Raw genomic sequence first — 13,086 nt, 5'->3', positions numbered from 1 at the left:
AATATATGACCGTACGGGGGCGTTGAGATGGCGGTAAGCCATGATCCGGTGGGGACTCAACCAAGAGTCTGGAGCGAGCTTGATCCTCAGCAGATTCTTGGCCTGCAATAGCGCGACTCCGACGATGTAGCAAAGGATCCGCAGCGCTGTAAATCTCTCTTTGGGGCTGAGGAGGACTGCCGTAATGGAGCCATTGACACTTTTTGCAAAGATAGTGCCGCAGCGACATATAAGGTTCTCGGATCGCTCCGTTGGGACACAGTAGAGCATGAGCCAGATGTGGCCGCAGGAGCATGTGCGTTCTTCAAAAGACATCTCGCGGTCCATGAGATGCCCCTTAGTCTTACTCGGAGTCGCCGGCCACTTTCTTGATACCCTTCTGCGTAATCGCATCGGCATAGGTTAGCCTAAAACTGCCTCCATCGTCTGAAAGTTCGAGATGTTTACATTGTGGCGGAAAGTAAGAGGAAAGCACTACCCCAAGCAATCGTAGATGAAAGCTGTGCGCCTTCGAGCGAGTGACTGGAGCGGAAAAAGACCACCCCGAAGGCGAGATTTTGCCCGCTCAAAGCTCTGCTTCCGCAAATTGGGCAAGACCGAAAAGGAAGAGGGCCTGGCTCCTCTGGAGCAGGCACACGTCTGTAGAAAACGCGATTTGGCTCGCACTAAACACCTTACTGGCGCACGCAGTAATTTATTGAGATGGATATCACCATGTAAGAAGCACCCAGAGAGAAGACGAAGTCCGATAATCTCCTTCGCTTAGGCCCTCCTAGCTGCACGCGCTCTATGGCATCAGGAGTAGCAGTCGGACAGGGATATCTTTGACTTGTGGGCACGTTACCTCACCATACTGCCATCTCAGAGGCCTCTGGGGATCGAACAGATGCAGGTAGACAGCAAATCTGAGCGGCCCCATTCCGTGAACGCAATTCATCCTCCGGTCTATCAGAGTGTCGCCGTCTTATGAAAGTAAGCCCTCGTCATAGCCCACCTGCATATGTTTCGGATCATCCGGGAACTCAGAGTGCATCTGCCCGAACCTGCCCATATCAAAAGGTTCGTCTAGCAGTCCACAATGCCTTCGATCAGCACAAGCTTGTCGAAGTGCTCCTGTGTATAAGGCTCATCGTCCGTGACCTGAAGTTGCTCCCTCCAGGCCTGCGCACTGATATGAGGTCGATACACCCCAATGATGTTCAGCGTCGGTATCGTCATCCCCCCATTTTAATAGCGAACACGAGCGCTTGGATGGGCGTCCGCCCAGCCTCCAAAGGTGGCTTATCTCAGGAGCGGTCCGGGATCTTGGATGCCGACATAAACTGTTTCTGTGCTGGCGATCTCGAGGTCCTCTCCGGCGGCCAGGCTATCCGAAATTCGCGTACCCGGTTCTGCAATCCGACTCGAAGGCAGACTGCCGATAAAGGCGGCAACGCATGGACCACCGATGAATCTAGAGTTTTTTCAGCGATCAGAAGTGGCCCTAGTGGAGCATTCAGTGTCTCTAGCAATTTGCGCTTGACCGTGATTTCGACCACCACAAACGCGGCAAAGACCTATGGCCAACGAGGCAAGCACGGGCAGAAAAATCGCGGCTATGCCCATCAATACCACCCTCAACCCTCCCATGCCTATTCTGCCTGCTTCCCCAGGTCAAACTAGTGAGTTGCCTCGCTCTTGTGTTCGGTTGTACCTGAGAATTTGAAATATGTTGTCTGAGAGACGACATTAATCCGGGCAATTTCGGACAAACACGATGGTCGCGACAACAGAGGGGTGGCGTGTCCAGTGGCGCAATCGGCTGGGAGGGAGACCTCGAGCCGGGCCTATGGAGGAGTTTGTGACTAAACGCGCAACGCCAAACGGACACAGGGATTTGACGCGCAAGGAAACAGAAGCTTCCCCATGCTGATTGATGCCTTCGAACCGAGGGCGATGCTAGCCTGTGTGCATGCTTTGCAGGCTTGCCGTGCGCGAGTCGTTGATCCCGATGGAAATCTCACTGAATACGTCCTTCGCGTAGCCGGGTCGCCGACCTTGGGAAGTGCTGGGATCCTTGGTTCCGATGAGAAGACTTCTTAGCGAGATATCCCTTATAGAGCGATAGTCGCGAGGGCAAGGCGAAGATCTTCAACATTCTGATGTTGTGCCTCAGCCTCTCTATGAGCAAGCGGAAATCAGGCTTGGCCTGTACCCCGCCGCAGGCCGCACTTCGTTCCAGGGCCTTCCAGAGATGAAGTTTGCCCTGGATTCCGAGCGAGAGAAATTCGAGACCTTCGAAGGCTCCAAATACGGTCTTGCCTCCTCTCACCTTAAGACTGACAACTCTGGAGCTGACCCAGGCAGCGCCATCTTTGATGATGCTAGGCCCTAAGCCCAGGGACAGGAAAATCGTCTCAAGTGTGAGCTTGTCTTGTTGAACCTCGATCAGCAGCGAATTGAGGAAGTTGATTAGAACGAGCTCTTCTAAATGCTTCTGGAGCAGCGCGATGACCTCAACCGCTGCGTTCGCACCGGCAAGATGGTCGTGAAGATACGTTGTCAGATCAGGATTTATCTTTGGCCTCACTCTCGCACTCTACTGGAAAGACGGGCTGATCTGTTCCATTCGCCAGATGGGCCCCTCTTCGTACAAGGGTCCTTCCTCTCGAACGAATGCGGGTGGGTCACCGGCCTGGAGCCAGATATGGTAGTCAGACGGCTGCTTGCCGATGATGGGCGCGACGACTCCTGTTAAGCCGCCTAGTTCTACATGGAGAGTGAAATCTGTAGCTTTTCGCCGAAACGCTCCGACTCGGAAGGGGATGGTTCCCATTGGTCTGATTGAAATATGAATGAGTCGGGCCTTCTTGCCCGGCGCAATATAGGAGACTTTGGTTTCAGGTGTCGAAGGAAGGATGTTCAGCAGCAGATTCGGCGGAAGTCCATTGGCGACATCAGAAGGGAGATCCATGTGCTCCTTCGAAATGCTGCCGTCCTCCGCTTTGAATGTTAGGTCGCCACTGGTCATATCGATCAGGAAGTCGATCGGTTTTGGAAACGAAGGGCCATGTTGAATGTGATGGTCGGTCAGCAAACGAAAAACCTTATCCTGCGTGAAGACCGTTACGTCTTCATCCACAGACCCATCCTTGAAGCGAAATATTAACCGAGATGTCACTTTGCCTCTGCTGACGACCTGAGTCGACTCTCCTGTGGCGATTGTCACGCCGTCGAGAGTTTTGAGCGCGAGAAAGCCATGACTCGATCCTTGTCCGTATCGAACTGGAATCGGTTCCGCTTTCAACGAAGCAGCAAGGAGAAGGGTTATGAAGGTCGAGAGACCGAGCGCATTGACGCAGAAACGCATGGTGGTGCTCCTTGGTTATGTATTGAGCAGATCCGTGAAGTTGGACCGCAATAGGAGCTAAAAAGGCTGCCTGAAACCTAAACCCAAGACTTACTGTTCGGTTGCGCGGAGAAGGATAACGGTTCCGAGAACAGCCCGGCGCTTCGGAATCTAGCCCTGCCGCTTTGGCCGGAAGGCCGAAGCCACTGTTTTAGGGCCAGCGATCAAGAAATTGAGAAGGATCTTCGGCAACACTTCCATGTCGTGAAGAATAGTCGTCTCTTCAGACCCCCCCAACATCGCACCATGACGCATGGCGTACCAACTGAAGGCTGCTGAGACGGCAGAAACAAAGAATGATAGAACGAGCCGGCCGCTGAGGTGAGGCGTGTGCGCGAGTCGATGAACTCCCGATTGAGCCAGGAGCATCACGCCTGGCAAACCTATCCAGACCACGGCAGCGGTCGCCCAAAGAGGCTCAGCATTCCGCAACTGCTGTGAGATCGCTCCGATCAATCCTCCCGTGACGAAAGCAAATACTGCTTCGACGACGAGTGCCTTTGTCGCTTCTCCTCGCCCAGCCTGAAGATTCGTTAAGAAAAAGGCTGCTCCACGCAACGCTGCAGCAAAGGCCGCGGCCTTCCAGCTCCACGGGGGAACCAAAGTCTTTACCGGCTCGCGCACGATGTTCCGCAGTATTTGTCGAAGATGTACGGGTGTACCTACCATCTGGTCCATAGCTATTGTTTTCGATGCCTACAAAATTGCCTTGGCGATCTGAACCAGCCAAGGTACGGCCGCTAACCCGTCCGTTGGATTGCATCCACGATTCCGCGCCACTGTATAGATACGGAACCGAAAATTGCCAGCGAGGTGATCATGCAGGGGCACACTCACACCGAAAGACACGGCATCAACCTGATGCCATGGCAGATCGAAGCCGCCGACGAGCTTGAGCAATTCTGCATTCTCGTGGCCACGATGAACGGGAACGAGATGGTGAGTGTTTCTCTTCACGTCGCCTCACGTCCGCCCGTCTGCAACCCAGATTGCAGTTAGCAGTTCCTCTCAAAGTTAATGGTGTCGCTGCGGCAGACCATACATTGCGCTCCAAATCGTCCTATCCCGGAACGCGTTCAACGGAGAAGCATCCTGGCGGCCTGTCCGGCATCATCGACTCTTTCCGCAAGATCGGCATGGCCGACCACGTCCAAAACTGGTCCAGCGGCCAGGAACCCCCCCGCCACGCCAGACCAGATCGAACAAGGGCTTGGAAACATAGGCTTCATCAAGAACGTTGCTGCGAAGGCTGGTGTCTCGCCTGTAGTCGCGAAGGTAGCCATCGTGCTCCCCATGGTCCTCGCACATTTCACTAATGGCGGCCCGCAAGCTCCTCCGCAGAGTGGCTACGCTGGCATGGGTCACATCAACATATCGTGCTTGTTTCGTCGGTGATTTCCTGGATGGTCGCGACTGCGCCTACGATCGTGCCGTCCTTGTCTTTGAGTGGCGCACCAGTGAGGCTTAACCACTTCCCTGCGCCGCTCCCGTGAGTGTAGTAGACATGCTCCGCATCGGTGACTTCTCCCTGCTGAATCGCCCTCGCCAGGGGGAAGTCAGCGGACTCTAATTTATGGCCGTTTCGATGATAGGCAATTCGTTTCGAGTAATCACCTATTTCTTCAAACTCCAATGGATCCTGCCGGAGTATTGACTCAGCTTTCGGGTTGCGGCTGACAATCCGTCCGCTAGGAGCTTCCGCAATCACCACCCCGACTGCCAAGGTATCAATGATGCTTTGCAACCGCATCTGGCTGGCCCAAAGTTGTTCTTGAGCTCGCTTCTGATCGTCGATGAGTTCTACGCTTCCGTACCACCTCACGATTGCTCCGCTGAGGTCCTTACGTGGCGCAGCACGAGATCGCATCCAGTGCCATACCTTATCGCACCCTAAGGCCCTGAATTCCACATCGATGGCCTCCCCCGCCCAGATTGAGGCCAAGCAGCTATTGACCAGTCCAGATGCGTCTTCAGGATGAACGGCGCGGAGCCAACCCCGTCCACGGGTCTCCTCAAAACTGAGACCCGTAAGCTCCGCCCAACGCGGACTCATGTCAAGAATGAGGCCGTTTGGCTCCATCGTGTAGGGGATCTGAGGATTGAGCTCAACCATGTGGCGGAAGTGATCTTCGCTCTCAGCCAGCGCTCTTTCGGTTGCTTTTCGGTCAGAGATGTCGACCACCGTGACCGACACGCCGATCACATCATCGTTCTCATCTCGAGCGGGCTGATACGTTGTCAGCATGGTTGCCGATTTTGCTCGGGAACTGTGGTCCCTTCGTTCTAACTCGACCCCGGTGATTGCCTCACCACCAAGAGCTCTAGTGAGATAAGGCACAATGGCATCAGCGATTGCTGGAACCATTTCGTAGACAGTCCTTCCAAGATGCGCTTTAGCGGATATTCCGTTCATCTGGGCTAGCCGTTGATTGATGCTCACGTAACGTAAGTTGCGATGGATGAAACAAAGTCCTACGGGGGATCCGTCATAGATGGCTTGCAACTGAGCGTGACGGGCCCCAGGCAAAGCTTCAAGAAAGGAAGGGAAATTGTAATCAGGTTCGGAGGATGCGCCGCCCCACCCTGCAAGAGCTGGTCGCTCGACCCCGAGCATAGCGCTCAAAGCCTCTTTGGGCATCGGTCTTCCATAGAGCCAGCCCTGCCCCACCTCACATCCGAGATGGCGCAGCATATCTGCTTGCTCAACTTCCTCCACCCCTTCACCGACCGTCGTCAGCCCAAGACTGCGGCCGAGACCGACCACCGCCGCCACGATCTTCATGCTCTCACGGCGGCTACACATAGAGCTCACGAAGCTCTTATCAATCTTTAGCTCGTCAAAAGGCAAGGCTTGCAGATGCGCGAGGCTGGAATATCCGGTGCCAAAGTCATCCAGTGAGAGCTTCATGCCCAGCAACTTCAGCTTAGCTGCGATGCATTGCGCCTCTGCTAAGTTTTCGAGGAGGGCACTCTCTGTAATCTCGATTTTCAATTGTCCGATTGGGAATTGATGCTGCTCAGCCAAGCGAGAAATCCGCTCTGCAAGAGAACAGTCGCGAAACTGTATGGGTGAGATATTCACCGACAAGATGAAAGGAGTGCTCAATTCTGCGTACGTCTTGAAAGCCTGCGACAGCACGCTTTCGAACAATGCTCCTATTAGGCCAGTCTCCTCGGCCAAGGGTATGAAGTCATCGGGGAGCACGAGACCCTTTGTGGGTTGAAGCCAGCGGGCAAGAACCTCGCAACTCCGTAGTTGTCCGGTTCGTAGATCAACCAGTGGTTGAAAATACGGAACGAATTCACCTCGAGCTAACGCAGAACTCAGATCTAGACGTCTTCGTCGAGTCACGCACAATCTCCACTCCACCTACCCTATGAACCTCCGGCAAATGACCCTAAATTCTCCCATAGAGTTGAGAGATGTGTCAGTAACACGTCGGAGTGACAAACCGTCAGCGGGCGGCCACCGCCCACCGCAATTCGTAGAGTTTTGGCCTTCACCCGAGCAGTTCCGCTTCTGCCTCCATTGGGAGGGTAAGCGATGATATAGAGCAGCTAGACGCAATGGAGGACGGACGACGAGATTGCGGCTTTCTCGTTTGGGGATTTTTACTCGCGTGTAGGAGGTGCAAATGGGATGGCAACCGTCACCGTAGTTCCCCTATTCCCATGTTCGGTGCTGCTCGCGATCGAGATGGTCCCGCCACGAGATTCAACGAGTTGTTTGGCCACCCAAAGGCCTATACCTGTGCCCAGTTCCCCCTTCGTGGTGAAGAAGGGCTCGAAGATCTGCGTTAGGTGTTCGGGCTGAATTCCTGCGCCGCTGTCTTGAATTATTGTCTCGATTCCATCTCCCAAAGGACCCACCGTCTCATGAGTCGATATGCTAAGCGCCCCTCCCTGACGCATGGCATCTGCGGCATTTGTGATGCGGTTTGAGAAGACCTGAAGGAATTCGCCTCTGCGAATGAGCACCTTCCGCTGGTCATCAAAGTGCTTTTCGATCGTGACGCCCGCCGCAAGCAATTTTGGACTGTACACGGAAATAACGCTTTCCAGGAGTTGATTCAGGCTCACCTCAGTCGGCAAACCGGTATCTCGGTAGAACCCCAAGGTCTGGCGAGCGAGGAGCGTTAGGCGCTCCAGTTCGCCTTCAGCCGTAACTAGGTAGTCGTGCACATTTCCGCCTGGTGCGCTATCGTGACGAGCGAGAAAGATAAGGTTCATCAGCGACTCAAGGGGATTATTAATCTCATGAGCCATCGTCGCCGCCATCCGGCCTGTCGCCGCAAGCTTTTCAGACTGAACCAGCAGACGCTCGACTCGCTTTCGATCGGTAATTTCGCGGGCAATTTTCGAAGCTCCTATGACTGTGCCCGACTCGTCTCTGATGGGGGAGATCGTCACCGAGACCTCGAATGCTTCCCCGCTCTTTTTTTCCCGTCTAGTTTCGAAGTGATTGATCTGCTTGCCCGACCTTATAGTCGTGAGGATTTCAGTCTCCTCATATTGAAGTTCTTCGGGAATGACACGCAAGATCGGTTGACCGATCATCTCATCGGCGGAGTATCCAAATAATTTGCTCGCTCCTTCGTTCCAGCTGGTGACCATTCCGTTCAAATCCTTGCTGATAATGGCATCGTCCGCCGAGTCGATGATTGCCGCCAACCGGAGCCTGCTCTCATTGCTTTGGCGGAGCTCCTCTTCAGCCTGCTTACGCTCGGTGATATCTCTGAAAACCAGGACAACTCCGGCAATCTCACCACTTCCATCGCGTATGGGCGCACCACTGTCATCAATGGGGATTTCGGTCCCATCCCGTCTAACCAAAAGCGTGTGATTTGCAAGGCCGACTACTTTGCCTTCTCGAAAGACCTTGGCCACTGGGCTCTCTACAGCTTCTCGCGTATGTTCGTTGATAATCCGGAATATCCTATCGAGCGGTTCACCCTTCGCCTGCCCTAAGAGCCAGCCTGTTGCCTTCACGGCGGTCGGATTCATCAATGTCACCTTCCCAGCCGAATCACAGACGATGACGGCGTCCCCGATGCTCTGCAGTGTGGTTTCGAGAGAATCACGCTGGAGCGCAGTCTCTTGCAATTGCCGTCGGAAAGCCGACGATATCTGCCTGTAGAGGGCGTTACCATACCACAGCAGAAGCACGCCAATAAGAGATCCGAACCCGATCACGATTACAGGCAGTCTCCCAAAGATGCGCGCCAAACGCTCCCTATTGGCTTGTCTAATGTGCGTCTGATCATCGGCGATCGAGGCCAGTCCGGCTCGCAACACGTCCATTGCTTGCTTTTGCTGCGTCATCAAATCGATATTTGATCCGTTTGAAATAGAGGCTTTGAGGAGCAGTTGGTTGGCGTCTTGGAATTGCTTGTACCCGGCCGCGAGGCGCGTGACCTTTGCGCCGAATGTGGAATCCGAAGACGCTAAACCTTGAAGCGTAGAGAACTCACTTTGCAAACGGGCGGCAGCCTGATTATATGGTTGCAAAAACAAGGAATTATTGGCCGCGAGATAGCCGCGAATGCCGGTCTCCTCGTCGATCATGCTCTTTTCGACGTCATCACTTTGCAAAAGAATCGTTGTAGCCTCCGTTAGCGCAGTCCGCACCCTGGAGATCTCCCGTAGTTGGACACCAAGAATGGCAACAAAAACCAACAGCGAGACGATTGGAACGAGGGCTAGGCGCAGCAGGTACCGGCGGAATGCTGACTCGGTCATGGAAGCCTTTCGAAGTGTACTGATAGCGTAGTTTATCTGTCGTCGAATCAGTTGGGTAGACCACGCGGGCGTCAAGGGCGCAGCCGGCTTCTGATGCGGGCGCATCTGACATTCCAATCGCCCGGAGAATCTTGCGGGAGGCTCAAACTTAGAAAGCCGATAGAGTTTTAAATCGAAAGGCCCCGATTTCAAATCATCAGTTGCCGTCGGATATCGATCATTCCGGGATCGGGGCATCGATTCGTACTTGCTCCTGGTCCGACCGCCGGCTTCGAACCATGTCACCGTTTTATTGAGGATGGTTTTGGGTCTTCGAGTGTTTCGTGATCCGAGCATAGGTTCGGACCGGCGTATTGGTATGGCGGTATGCAACAATCCGCCGCGGATGTAACCAGGAGTTTTGAGGGAGTTTGATCTTGAGAGCATTGGCAGCTTGCAAAAGCCCGACTCCAACCAGATAGCGAAGTTTCCGGAGTGCCGCAAATCGCTCTTTAGCGCTGAGGAGGACTGCCGTCATCGATCCATTGCTGCTATTTCCAAAGATGATGCCGCAGCTGCAGACGAGATTTTCGGATCGCCCGGTTGGGATGCAATAGATCACCAACCAAATGTGGCCGCAAGAACAAGCATGCTCTTCAGGATAGCCATCGCTCAATCTATGCATATGCGTCCTCTAAGATCCTCTTTGCGATCGCCAAGGCCAATAGCGGGACTTCACTTCTGCGAAACCTTGATCTCAAACAAGGGAATGGCTGCGGCTGCGGGAGTTAGCACTTTGAAGTCGAGGGTGATCTGCTCGTGCGCTTCCGGGTGTTGCTCGCGCCAAAGGATACAGAGCAACTCCGGCCATTTGGTCTCAAGAAATTGTGTGCGGCTCACTTTAGCGTGACAAGGGAGGCAGAGCGTAATCATCAGCTTCGGATCGCTGTTGCCAGGCCTACGGTGATGGACTGCCACCGATCGCTTTCCCCGCTTTACCGTCGCGCAGTTGGGGATACGGCATCTGTAGCCATCACGGGCCAAGACTTCTTCGCGATGGCCACCGAAATACTCCTCATCTTGACGCTTCAGCGTGTAGCAAGTCGAGCAGAGGCCTAGGGCGAGGATCTTCTCATTCCCGCAGGGACAATACAACGAGCGTTGAAACGGACCCTTCATAGGACGCTCCCGAGTAAGACCGACCTCGCTGTGCCGATCTCGACTTCTTTGCAAGGGTAGCTGCTTCAGCGGCGGCCAGCATAAATAATGATAGACCGTTGCTCGATTGACACCGAACTCGCGGGCTAGACTTGCCTTCTTCTCGCCTTTGGCCAAACGGCGGCTCAGTTCCGCCGCTCCGGCGAGAACTAACGCTTGCTGCCTTTGTACGCACCGGCCCGCTTTGCAAGCTCAATTCACTCTCTCTGACGCTCACGGATCAGGTCACGTTCAAACTGAGCGACCGCACCCCATGACGCTCAGCATCAGGATTGCCATCGGAGCGCGTCTTCGCCGGTAACGTCAGCGCCTCCTTCACGAAGTGACCTATTCACTCGTCCGCATAGTTGCGTTTGTTTCGTTTGCTTTCGAATGCTTCGGATGCTAGCATGACACATGAGAGGTGAGCCATGTCTCCAATAGCTGTCTTAACGCCAGAGATTCCCACTGAAGCGGAGGCCCTCGTAGCCGGGGCGACTAAGGATATTTTTGCGCCGCGACTTGGGACCCTATCGACATTTGATCTGAAGGCAGTAAATTTCGCTTCTGAAGCCACAGTAAGGATTCCTGCATCCGCTGCTAGGCTCCTCGTCCAAATTTTGGACGAGATGAGTCGCGGTAACGCTGTCAAAATAGTCCCTGTTCATGCCGAGCTGACAACCCAGGAAGCCGCTGATCTTCTGAATGTCTCCCGGCCTACTTTGATTCAGATGTTGGAAGAAGGAAAGATTCCCTTTCGGAAAGTCGGAACACATCGGCGCATCCGCACAGAGAAGCTAATGGGGTACAAACGCCAGCTTGAAGCCGATCGCAGGGCCGCCTTGGCAGAACTCGTGGCGTATGACCAGGAACTCGGTCTCTGATTCATGCCTCCATTCATTGTCTTTCTCGATGCAAATGTTTTGTATCCCGCCGAGCTGCGAAGCTTTTTGATGTACCTAGCTGTATCGGGTGTGTACCGCGCCAGATGGTCAGCGGAGGTGCAAGACGAATGGATCTCAAATCTTCTTCTCAATCGATCGGATCTCACCCGAGAAAAACTCGAACGTACAAGGGAACTGATGGAGAGACATGCGCCCGACGCTCTTGTCACGGGATATCAGAATTTGATTCCCGGTCTGAGTCTTCCTGACCACAATGACCGGCACGTTCTCGCGGCCGCCATTCGAGGCAAGGCGACTGTCATCATCACAAACAACTTAAAAGACTTTCCGGCCGCTGAATTGCAGATATATGACATTGAAGCTCAAACGCCTGAGGACTTCATTAATCATCTGATCAATTTGTATCCCGCCGAAGTATTACAGGCTGCCGAAGAGCATCGGCACAGCCTCAGGAACCCTAAAAAGACAGTAGAGGAGTATCTAGACTCTCTGCGACGCCAAGGTCTCGTCGAAACTGTGACGACGTTGAGTCGCCTCTATAACCATGCATGATGATCGATGATTCGAGACTATTAGCTATCAGTTCGATAACGGCGTGGCGTCGGCAGAAGCGCCTAATAGCTGGCGTTCAGGGCGGGACCAAGAAGAAGGATCGCCGTCACTCCCCTCAGAACGCTGATAGAAGCCTCGCGGTTAACCGTATGAACGGTATCGACCTATTGCATTGAACGCACCAATCGCGTGTTCAGTTGCCACGAACACGGTTGGGTGAAATGCGATTATTAGCTTGTAACGTACGTTACAGCCGTACGGAGCTTTGGTGACTCGGAAAACCAGTTGCGTCACGAAGTGATTCCCCTCCGCCTCGGGCGGTTGTCAGGGCAACTGGAGCAATTCATTCACCCTACGCTGCAACGCCTGCGCGTCCACTGGCGCTCTGACCTTCGCATCGTTATCGAAGTAAACATAGACATCGCGTGGCATCCCATCCGCAACCGCCGTCCCGGCGTAGCGTCCTTCGGCGGCTTCTCCAGTAGCAAAAGCGACCACACGCCTCGCCCAAACTTCAATAGCATCTGGCTCATACCCGCTAAAGTACAGTTGCTCGGACCCATGAAGTCGTACGTAAACAAAATCCGAGGTGACGTCCATCAACAGCGGCCACTCTACAGTGTCGGCAACGACCAGCCCGACGTCATGCTTCCGTAGCAGGTCGACAAAGGCCGGCTGGACAAACGACTCATGTCGAACTTCAATCGCATGCCGCATTGGAGGATTGTCACCCTTCTTCAATACCGGCTTCATGTAGGCCCTGCTCAACATACGTTCGTCGCACTGCCTCGCCAGCCTCGCCGCCGAACGGACAGTCCGTGGCAGCTGCGTAAAGAAGCTCTCATAGCGCGCCGTTTCATAGGGCCCTTGGTTGAATTTCATCATCGGCGGGAGTTGCCAAAGAAATGGGCCTATCTTGGGTCCCAGGGCCAGCACGCCGGACGCGAAGAAGTTGGCTAGCGCAGTCTCCACTCCTGTCAGCTTTTTCATATGGGTGATGAACCGTCCACCCTTCACCGCAAAGACAAAGCCCTCCGGTGTCTCGCTCGACCACTGCTCAAATGAGCTTGGCCGCTGCAGCGAGTAGAAGGTCCCGTTGATTTCCACCGATGAGAAGGTCTTCGCGGCGAACTCCAACTCACGCCTTTGGGCCAGGCCCTCTGGATAGAACTTCCCCCGCCAAGCGGCATATCGCCATCCGGAAATGCCAATGTGAATTCGACCCCGCTGAGGTGCTTCGCTCATATCGGTTGAGATGCTATATCCGCGCTTACGCCCCGGCGGGTCCATCTCGTAACGAGACGGCATCCGAGACTAGTCGGCTCA

General features: G+C 54.2%; 11 protein-coding genes. 3 read left to right on the top strand and 8 right to left on the bottom strand.

What is annotated here, in order from left to right; genetic code table 11:
* Nucleotides 1-1,065: 1,065 nt before the first annotated feature.
* The 4 genes from HDF16_RS23875 to HDF16_RS23860 all read right to left on the bottom strand — a co-directional run bounded on the left by HDF16_RS23875 (nucleotide 1,066) and on the right by HDF16_RS23860 (nucleotide 4,066).
* Entirely contained in the window at nucleotides 1,066-1,218 is a 153-nt protein-coding gene (locus HDF16_RS23875) for a hypothetical protein (RefSeq protein WP_184222360.1), read from the bottom strand.
* Between the two features lie 781 nt (nucleotides 1,219-1,999).
* The gene (locus HDF16_RS23870; RefSeq protein ID WP_184222358.1) at nucleotides 2,000-2,569 is read right to left on the bottom strand and encodes a hypothetical protein; all 570 of its coding nucleotides are present in this window, start codon (nucleotides 2,567-2,569) and stop codon (nucleotides 2,000-2,002) included.
* Between the two features lie 9 nt (nucleotides 2,570-2,578).
* Nucleotides 2,579-3,349, bottom strand: a complete 771-nt coding sequence (locus HDF16_RS23865; RefSeq protein WP_184222356.1) for a hypothetical protein — start codon at nucleotides 3,347-3,349, stop codon at nucleotides 2,579-2,581.
* 150 nt (nucleotides 3,350-3,499) lie between these two features.
* Entirely contained in the window at nucleotides 3,500-4,066 is a 567-nt protein-coding gene (locus tag HDF16_RS23860) for a hypothetical protein (protein ID WP_246409873.1), read from the bottom strand.
* Nucleotides 4,067-4,207: 141 nt separating this feature from the next.
* Between HDF16_RS23860 and HDF16_RS23855 the strand changes: the two genes are divergently transcribed.
* On the top strand, nucleotides 4,208-4,387 hold the full coding sequence (locus tag HDF16_RS23855; protein ID WP_184222354.1) for a hypothetical protein: 180 nt from the start codon (nucleotides 4,208-4,210) through the stop codon (nucleotides 4,385-4,387).
* 367 nt (nucleotides 4,388-4,754) lie between these two features.
* On the opposite strand, the gene HDF16_RS23850 is transcribed toward HDF16_RS23855, so the two are convergent.
* From HDF16_RS23850 to HDF16_RS23840, 3 genes are all read right to left on the bottom strand, one after another.
* Nucleotides 4,755-6,740, bottom strand: coding sequence for an EAL domain-containing protein (locus tag HDF16_RS23850; RefSeq protein WP_348641413.1), 1,986 nt, complete (start codon nucleotides 6,738-6,740; stop codon nucleotides 4,755-4,757).
* Nucleotides 6,741-7,000: 260 nt separating this feature from the next.
* A complete protein-coding gene (locus tag HDF16_RS23845) occupies nucleotides 7,001-9,127 on the bottom strand; it encodes a PAS domain S-box protein (protein WP_184222350.1) in 2,127 nt (708 codons plus the stop codon).
* A 714-nt stretch (nucleotides 9,128-9,841) separates the two neighbouring features.
* Nucleotides 9,842-10,285, bottom strand: coding sequence for an HNH endonuclease (locus tag HDF16_RS23840; RefSeq protein WP_184222348.1), 444 nt, complete (start codon nucleotides 10,283-10,285; stop codon nucleotides 9,842-9,844).
* Nucleotides 10,286-10,734: 449 nt separating this feature from the next.
* On the opposite strand from HDF16_RS23840, the gene HDF16_RS23835 reads away from it, so the two are divergent.
* Entirely contained in the window at nucleotides 10,735-11,187 is a 453-nt protein-coding gene (locus tag HDF16_RS23835) for a helix-turn-helix domain-containing protein (protein ID WP_184222347.1), read from the top strand.
* Between the two features lie 3 nt (nucleotides 11,188-11,190).
* Nucleotides 11,191-11,760 carry a PIN domain-containing protein gene (locus HDF16_RS23830; RefSeq protein WP_184222345.1) on the top strand — a complete coding sequence of 190 codons (570 nt, stop codon included), beginning with the start codon at nucleotides 11,191-11,193 and terminating at the stop codon, nucleotides 11,758-11,760.
* A 324-nt stretch (nucleotides 11,761-12,084) separates the two neighbouring features.
* Here the strand turns inward: HDF16_RS23830 and HDF16_RS23825 are convergent, their stop codons facing one another.
* Nucleotides 12,085-13,068, bottom strand: a complete 984-nt coding sequence (locus HDF16_RS23825) for a DUF72 domain-containing protein (RefSeq protein WP_246409863.1) — start codon at nucleotides 13,066-13,068, stop codon at nucleotides 12,085-12,087.
* Nucleotides 13,069-13,086: the final 18 nt, after the last annotated feature.

It is taken from the genome of Granulicella aggregans (genome assembly GCF_014203275.1).
GTDB lineage: Bacteria > Acidobacteriota > Terriglobia > Terriglobales > Acidobacteriaceae > Edaphobacter.
Note: the sequence above shows the minus strand (reverse complement) of the source record. Positions and strands in the feature narration are given on the sequence as shown.

Bases quoted from the DNA above. Each gene is read 5' to 3' on its own strand.
- HDF16_RS23875 (WP_184222360.1), bottom strand. From the start codon at position 1,218: ATGACGATACCGACGCTGAACATCATTGGGGTGTATCGACCTCATATC.
- HDF16_RS23865 (WP_184222356.1), bottom strand. From the start codon at position 3,349: ATGCGTTTCTGCGTCAATGCGCTCGGTCTCTCGACCTTCATAACCCTT.
- HDF16_RS23860 (WP_246409873.1), bottom strand. From the start codon at position 4,066: ATGGACCAGATGGTAGGTACACCCGTACATCTTCGACAAATACTGCGG.
- HDF16_RS23855 (WP_184222354.1), top strand. From the start codon at position 4,208: ATGCAGGGGCACACTCACACCGAAAGACACGGCATCAACCTGATGCCA.
- HDF16_RS23845 (WP_184222350.1), bottom strand. From the start codon at position 9,127: ATGACCGAGTCAGCATTCCGCCGGTACCTGCTGCGCCTAGCCCTCGTT.
- HDF16_RS23840 (WP_184222348.1), bottom strand. From the start codon at position 10,285: ATGAAGGGTCCGTTTCAACGCTCGTTGTATTGTCCCTGCGGGAATGAG.
- HDF16_RS23835 (WP_184222347.1), top strand. From the start codon at position 10,735: ATGTCTCCAATAGCTGTCTTAACGCCAGAGATTCCCACTGAAGCGGAG.
- HDF16_RS23830 (WP_184222345.1), top strand. From the start codon at position 11,191: ATGCCTCCATTCATTGTCTTTCTCGATGCAAATGTTTTGTATCCCGCC.
- HDF16_RS23825 (WP_246409863.1), bottom strand. From the start codon at position 13,068: ATGCCGTCTCGTTACGAGATGGACCCGCCGGGGCGTAAGCGCGGATAT.